Raw genomic sequence first — 6,316 nt, 5'->3', positions numbered from 1 at the left:
CGGGCGCGGGGGGGGGGGGGGCCCCCCGCCCCCCCGGCCCGGCCCCCCCCCACGACCGCTCAGGTCACTTGTTGAAAGCGTCCTTGATCTTGCTGCCGGCTTCCTTCATGTTCTGACCGGCCTGCTTGGCGCGCGCGTCGCCCTTCTGGCTCGCGCCGTCACCACGCATCGACTCGTTGTCGGTCATGTCGCCGACCCGCTCCTTCGCGGCGCCAGCCATCTGCTCGACCTTGTTCTTTGCCTTCTCGGTGAAGCTCATCGCGCTCCTCGGTCTGGCGGTTGTAGCCGTTCGCTTGCCCGGTCTCCCGGTGCTGAAACCGGTGGTGCCGGGCGGCACACCCGGTAGGGCATCCTAGGAAGATAGGTTGAGGGAGGGCAGCCCGGACCACACCGCCACGGTGGTTAACTGGCCGCATGGGAGAGCTCCTGCTGATCCGGCACGGCGAGACCACCTGGAGCGCCAGCCTGCGGCACACCTCGTACACCGACCTGGAGCTGACCCCCGACGGCGAGCGACAGGCCCGCACCCTCGCGGCGTTCCTCGCCGGCCGGCGCTTCGCCACCGTCCTGGCCAGTCCCCGCTCCCGGGCGCTGCGCACCGCGCAGCTCGCCGGGCTCACCGTCGACGCCGTCGACGAGGACCTCAGCGAGTGGAACTACGGCGAGTACGAGGGCCGCACCACCGTCGACATCCACGACGACGACCCGCACTGGAACATCTGGACCGACGGCTGCCCCGGCGGGGAGTCACCCGCCCAGGTGGGCGAGCGTCTCGACCGCGTGCTGGCCCGCGTCACCCCGCTGCTCGACCGCGGCACCGTGGCCCTGGTCGGTCACGCGCACAGCCTGCGGGTGCTCGGCGCCCGCTGGATCGGACTGCCCCCGTCCGCCGGCGGCCGACTGCGGCTGGACACCGCGACGGTGAGCGCGCTCGGTCACGAGCACGGCCGGCAGGTCATCCTGCGGTGGAACCAGCCGGCTCCTCCGGCGCCCGGGACCGCGACCGACCAGGCGCCCCGGCACTGATCTTCGGAGGACGGTTCTCGTACGGTGTGGACAGCACCACCGTCGTCCGGGTCGTCACGTTCGCCGAGGTGCGGATCTCCTGCAACACCCGCTCCAGGTCCGTGGGGCTGGCCACCCGCACCAACAGCAGGTAGAAGTCCTCCCCCGCCACCGAGTAGCACGAGTCGATCTCGGGTAGGTGGGCGAGCCGCTCCGGCGCGTCGTCCGGCTGCGACGGATCGAACGGTCGGATCGCCACGAACGCGGTCAACGGCAGGTCCAGCGCCTCGAAGGAGACCCGGGCCGCGTACCCCTTGACGACGCCGCGTTGCTCCAGCCGCCGTACCCGTTGGTGCACGGCGGACACCGAGAGTCCCACCCGCTCGGCCAGGTCGGTGTACGACAGGCGGCCGTCAGCGGTCAGGGCGGCGACGATGGCGCGGTCGATCTCCTCCACGGCGAGCAACCTACCGGGAAATCGGCGCGACGGCGACGAGGAACCCCGCCGCGCCGCCCCGCGCCTGGTCAGCCCTTCGCGAGCGCCCGGGAGATCACCAACCGCTGGATCTGGTTGGTGCCCTCCACGATCTGCAGCACCTTCGCCTCGCGCAGGTACCGCTCGACCGGGTGGTCGGCCACGTAGCCGGCCCCGCCGAGCACCTGCACGGCGTCGGTGGTCACCCGCATGGCCATGTCGGTGGCGAACAGCTTCGCCTTCGCCGCCTCGATCGAGTACGGCCGTCCGGCGTCGCGCAGCCGCGCCGCCGCCAGCGTCAACGCGCGGGCGGCGGAGATCTGGGTGGCCGCGTCGGCGAGCAGGAAACCGAGCCCCTGGAAGTCGATGATGGACCGGCCGAACTGCTGCCGCTCCCGGGCGTACCCGACCGCGTAGTCCAGCGCCCCCTGGGCGAGCCCCACCGCGCAGGCCGCGATGCCGAGTCGGCCGGAGTCCAGCGCGGACATCGCGATGGTGAACCCGGCCCCCTCACCACCGACCAGCCGGTCGGCCGGAACCCGTGCCCCGTCGAAGGCGATCTGCGCCACCGGCGAGGAGCGCAGCCCCATGGTCCGCTCCGCCACCTGCGGCGCGATGCCGGCGGTACCCGCGTCGGCCACCAGGCAGGAGATGCCCTTCGGGCCGGGACCGCCGGTGCGGCAGAAGATGTTGTAGAAGTCGGCGCTGTGGGCGTGCGTGATCCACGCCTTGGTGCCGGAGACGACGTACGCGTCGCCGTCGCGGACCGCCCGGGTGCTCAGTGACGCCGCGTCGGAGCCACCCTGCGGCTCGGAGAGGCAGTACGCGCCGAGCAGCTCGCCGCCGAGCATGTCCGGCAGCAGCTGGCGCTGCTCGTCGGTGCCGAACGCGGCCACCGGGTAGCAGCTCAGGGTGTGCACGCTGACCGCCTCGGCGACCGCGAGCCAGCGACTGGCCAGGATCTCCAGCACCTGGAGGTACACCTCGTACGGCTGCGCCGCGCCGCCGTGCTCCTCGGCGTACGGCAGACCGAGCAGGCCGGCGCGGCCGATCGTGCGCAGCACCTCGCGGGGGAACTCGGCGCGTTCCTCGAAGCCGGCGGCCTTGGGCGCCAGCTCACGGTCGGCCAGCTCGCTGGCGAGGTCCAGCAGGTCGTGGGCCTCGTCGGTGGGGAGGATCCGGTCGACAGTCATAGCGCGATGAGCTCCGTGGGGGTGGTGTTGAGCCGTTGCACGCCGTCCGTCGTGCAGACGACGATGTCCTCGATGCGGGCGCCGTGCCGGCCCGCCAGGTAGATGCCGGGTTCGATGGAGAACGCCATACCGGCCTCCAGGGGCCGGTCGTTCCCGGCCACCAGGTAGGGGTCCTCGTGACCGTCCAGGCCGATGCCGTGCCCGGTGCGGTGCAGGAACGCGTCGCCGTATCCGGCGGCCGTGATGGGCGTCCGGGCCGCCGAGTCGGCGGCCGCCGCGGGGAGGCCGGGCCGGACCGCCGCCACCGCCGCGCGCTGGGCGGCGTGCAGCACCGCGTAGTACTCCACGAAGTCGGCCGGCGCGGTCCCGCCCGCCAGGTAGGTGCGGGTGCAGTCCGACCGGTAGCCCGACGGCATGGTGCCGCCGATGTCGACCACCACCGGCTCGCCGACGCCGATCGGCCGATCCGAGGTGCCGTGGTGCGGGCTCGCCCCGTTGGGGCCGGCCGCCACGATGACGAAGTCGACGCTGACGTGCCCGGCGGCGCGGATCGCGGCGGCGATGTCGGCGGCGACCTCGACCTCGGTGCGCCCGGGTCGCAGCCACTCACCCATGCGCAGGTGCACCTCGTCGATCGCCGCGCCGGCCGCGGCGAGGGCCGCGATCTCCGCCGGGGACTTGCGGATCCGCAGCTCGCGCAGCACGTCGCCGGCGAGCCGCTGCGCGGCGCCGGGCAGCGCCGCGCGCAGGGCGAGGACCTGCTCGGCCCACATCCGGTCGGCGAGCCCGACCGCCGCCGCCGGGCCGTCGAGGGCGGCCACGACCAGGGGGTACGGATCAGCGCCGTCAGCGTGGTCGACGATGCGCAGACCGGTGGTGGTCGAAGCCTCGGCGGCGGGACGTTCCAGCCGGGGCACCACGAGCGTGGGCTCGCCCTCGGCGGGCAGCACCAGGCAGGTCAGCCGCTCCCCCGCGTGGGCGTCGTAGCCGGTCAGGTAGCGCAGGTCGGAGCCGGGCGTGAGCAGCAGCGCGTCCAGGCCGGCAGCGGCGGTGGCGCGCTGCGCGGCGACCAGCCGGTCCGGCGGGTACAGCTCGTCGGTCCCCACCCGGTCAGCTTAACGGTCGTTTGGGGGCCGCCAGAAGCCGCGTACGTCCCACGACGGAAATCCACCGGCGTTGATTGACGCCGACAGTTAACACTCTTTAAGATTTGGCTGCCTCGAGGCCCACCCGTTCCTGCCCCCGCACGTCCCGCCCGCGACAACCCTGCGCGGGCGGGTGTCGTCCCCCGCCCACGGGAAGGCCCCCATGTCCTCACCACTGCGCCGCGTCCTGAGCGCCGGCCTGCTCGCCCTGGCCACCGCCGCCACCACCGTCGCCCTCGTCCCCACCGCCGCGCAGGCCGTGGTGCTGCCGAACGGCTTCAAGAGCGTCGGCTACATGCCCTCGTGGGCCGGCAACGTCAACACGATCCAGTACAACAAGCTCACCCACATCAACTACGCCTTCGTGCTGCCCAACAACGACGGCAGCCTGCGCGCCGTGGAGAACCCGAGCAAACTCTCCTCGCTCGTCTCCCAGGCGCACGCCAACAACGTCAGGGTCTCCATCGCCGTGGGCGGTTGGAACGACGGCAACGACTCGGCCTTCGAAGCCCTCGCGGCCAACTCGAACAGCCGGACGGCGTTCGTCAACAACCTGGTCAACTTCGTCAACCAGTACAACCTCGACGGCGTCGACATGGACTGGGAGTACCCCGACCCGGGCGCCTCGGCCAACAACTACACCCAGCTCATGACCCAGCTCGGCAGCGCCATGCACAGCCGCGGCAAGCTGCTCACCGCAGCCGTCGTCTCCGAGGGCTACTACCTCGACGGGGTGCCGACCGCCGTGTTCAGCCAGGTCGACTGGCTCAACATCATGGCGTACGACGGCGGCAGCCCGCACTCCAACTACGACTGGTCGATCAACAGCATCAACCTGTGGAAGTCCCGTGGACTGCCGGCCAGCAAGGCCGTCCTCGGCATCCCCTTCTACAGCCGCCCCGGCTACTACACGTACTCGGCGCTCGTCGCCCTGGACCCGGCCAACGCCAACCGGGACTGCACCACGGCCGGCGGCGCGCAGCAGTGCTACAACGGCATCCCGACCGTCAAGCGCAAGACGCAGTGGGCCCTCGCCAACGCCGGCGGCGTGATGAACTGGGAGCTGTCGCAGGACACCACCGGCTCCACCTCGCTGGTGAGCGCCATGTACGACACCATCATGGGCGGCACCACCCCGCCGCCGTCGGGTCGTACCGGCCGGATCACCGGGATCGGCGGCAAGTGCGTCGACGTGGCGGCCGCGAGCAGCGCCAACGGCGCCGCCGTCCAGATCTACACCTGCAACGGCACCGCCGCGCAGACCTGGACCGTCGCCACCGACGGCACGCTGCGCGCCCTCGGCAAGTGCGCCGACATCACCAGCGGCTCCACCGCCAACGGCGCGAAGGTGCAGCTGTACGACTGCAACGGCAGCGGCGCGCAGGTGTGGCAGGCGCAGCCCAACGGCACGCTGCGCAACCCGCAGTCCAACAAGTGCCTCGACGTCACCGACAACACCTCGGCCGACGGCGCCCGCCTGCAGATCTGGGAGTGCTTCGCCGGCGCCAACCAGCGCTGGACGCTCCCGGCCTGACCCGACCCGTACGCCCCGATCCCCGGTTGACGACCGTGTCAGCCGGGGATCGTCGCGTGGTCGCGGGCCAGGGCCAGCATCTCGTCGACCGACCCGGCCGGATCGGTGACCGGGAACTGCACCGCCCGCACCACCGACGTCGGATCGACCAGCATCGTCAGTCGCTTGAAGCGGGTCACCCCGCCGGCCCGGAAGGTGGGCAGCAGCAGGCCCGCCGCGAGCCGACCGTCCTCGTCGGACAGCAGCGGAAAGGGCAACCCGGCGTACGCGGTGAAGTCGGCGAGCTGGTCCGGTCGTTGGGTGCTGATGCCGTACACCCGTACCCCGAGGTCCCGGAACCGCGGATACCGGTCGGCGTAGGTGGTCGACTCCAGGGTGCAGCCCCGCGCGCCCGGAATGTCGGCCCACCCGGGCGGATAGGCGTTCACGCCCGGCGCGTAGGCGCCCGGGAAGAGGTAGAGGACGCTCCAGGCGTCCGGCGTGGCCACCGGGACCGGCCGTCCGTCCGGCCCGGGCAGGACGACCTCGGGCAGTCGCCGCCCGACGAGGTGGTGCACCCGTCGGGCCTCGGCGGAGGCGTCGTCGGCGGTCGCGGTCAGTTCCCCGTCACTCATCAGGTGCCTCGTTCCCCAGTCCTGTAGGGCGATCAGCACCGGTAACAGGCCCTCGCCCCGCGCGGTGAGCAGGTAGTCGTGCCGGGGCGGGTGCGCGGAGTACGGACGACGTTCCAGCACGCCGTGCTCCACCAGCGCGGCCAGGCGTTCGGTCAACGCCCGCCGGCTGACGCCCAGCTCGCGCTGGAGCGCGTCGAAGCGGGTCGTGCCGCCGGCGACGTCGCGCACGATGAGGAATGTCCACCAGTCCCCCAGCACACCGAGCGCCTGCGCGATGCCGCAGTCCGCGTCGGCGAGATCCTCCCGTCGCACCCGCTTCCCCCCTCTGTCCTGACGCGACTATAGTCCGT

The 6,316-nt window shown here is 72.2% G+C and carries 7 protein-coding genes; 2 read left to right on the top strand and 5 right to left on the bottom strand.

Going from position 1 to position 6,316, the window contains the following annotated elements; all coding sequences use genetic code 11:
- Positions 1-64: 64 nt before the first annotated feature.
- Positions 65-259, bottom strand: coding sequence for a CsbD family protein (locus tag ACLQ25_RS05240; protein ID WP_425729601.1), 195 nt, complete (start codon positions 257-259; stop codon positions 65-67).
- A gap of 155 nt (positions 260-414) precedes the next feature.
- Between ACLQ25_RS05240 and ACLQ25_RS05235 the strand changes: the two genes are divergently transcribed.
- Positions 415-1,026 (top strand): histidine phosphatase family protein, encoded by a 612-nt coding sequence (locus ACLQ25_RS05235; RefSeq protein WP_355051131.1) that lies wholly within the window; start codon positions 415-417, stop codon positions 1,024-1,026.
- On the opposite strand, the gene ACLQ25_RS05230 is transcribed toward ACLQ25_RS05235, so the two are convergent.
- The 3 genes from ACLQ25_RS05230 to ACLQ25_RS05220 form a co-directional block, all read right to left on the bottom strand.
- Positions 956-1,462: an Lrp/AsnC family transcriptional regulator gene (locus tag ACLQ25_RS05230; RefSeq protein ID WP_355051132.1), complete on the bottom strand. Its 507-nt coding sequence runs from the start codon at positions 1,460-1,462 to the stop codon at positions 956-958. The two genes, ACLQ25_RS05235 and ACLQ25_RS05230, sit on opposite strands and share 71 nt — an antisense overlap.
- A gap of 68 nt (positions 1,463-1,530) precedes the next feature.
- Positions 1,531-2,673 (bottom strand): acyl-CoA dehydrogenase family protein, encoded by a 1,143-nt coding sequence (locus ACLQ25_RS05225; RefSeq protein WP_425729600.1) that lies wholly within the window; start codon positions 2,671-2,673, stop codon positions 1,531-1,533.
- Positions 2,670-3,779 carry a M24 family metallopeptidase gene (locus tag ACLQ25_RS05220; RefSeq protein WP_425729598.1) on the bottom strand — a complete coding sequence of 370 codons (1,110 nt, stop codon included), beginning with the start codon at positions 3,777-3,779 and terminating at the stop codon, positions 2,670-2,672. The genes ACLQ25_RS05225 and ACLQ25_RS05220 overlap by 4 nt, the downstream gene beginning before the upstream one ends.
- Positions 3,780-3,981: 202 nt before the next feature.
- Between ACLQ25_RS05220 and ACLQ25_RS05215 the strand changes: the two genes are divergently transcribed.
- On the top strand, positions 3,982-5,352 hold the full coding sequence (locus tag ACLQ25_RS05215; RefSeq protein WP_425729596.1) for a glycosyl hydrolase family 18 protein: 1,371 nt from the start codon (positions 3,982-3,984) through the stop codon (positions 5,350-5,352).
- Positions 5,353-5,390: 38 nt separating this feature from the next.
- Here ACLQ25_RS05215 and ACLQ25_RS05210 read toward each other — a convergent pair whose 3' ends face one another.
- Complete coding sequence (locus ACLQ25_RS05210) at positions 5,391-6,278, bottom strand: winged helix-turn-helix transcriptional regulator (RefSeq protein ID WP_425729594.1); 888 nt, start codon at positions 6,276-6,278, stop codon at positions 5,391-5,393.
- Between the last annotated feature and the right edge of the window lie 38 nt (positions 6,279-6,316).

It is taken from the genome of Micromonospora sp. DT44, from assembly GCF_049841635.1.
Lineage (GTDB): Bacteria > Actinomycetota > Actinomycetes > Mycobacteriales > Micromonosporaceae > Micromonospora.
Note: the sequence above shows the minus strand (reverse complement) of the source record. Positions and strands in the feature narration are given on the sequence as shown.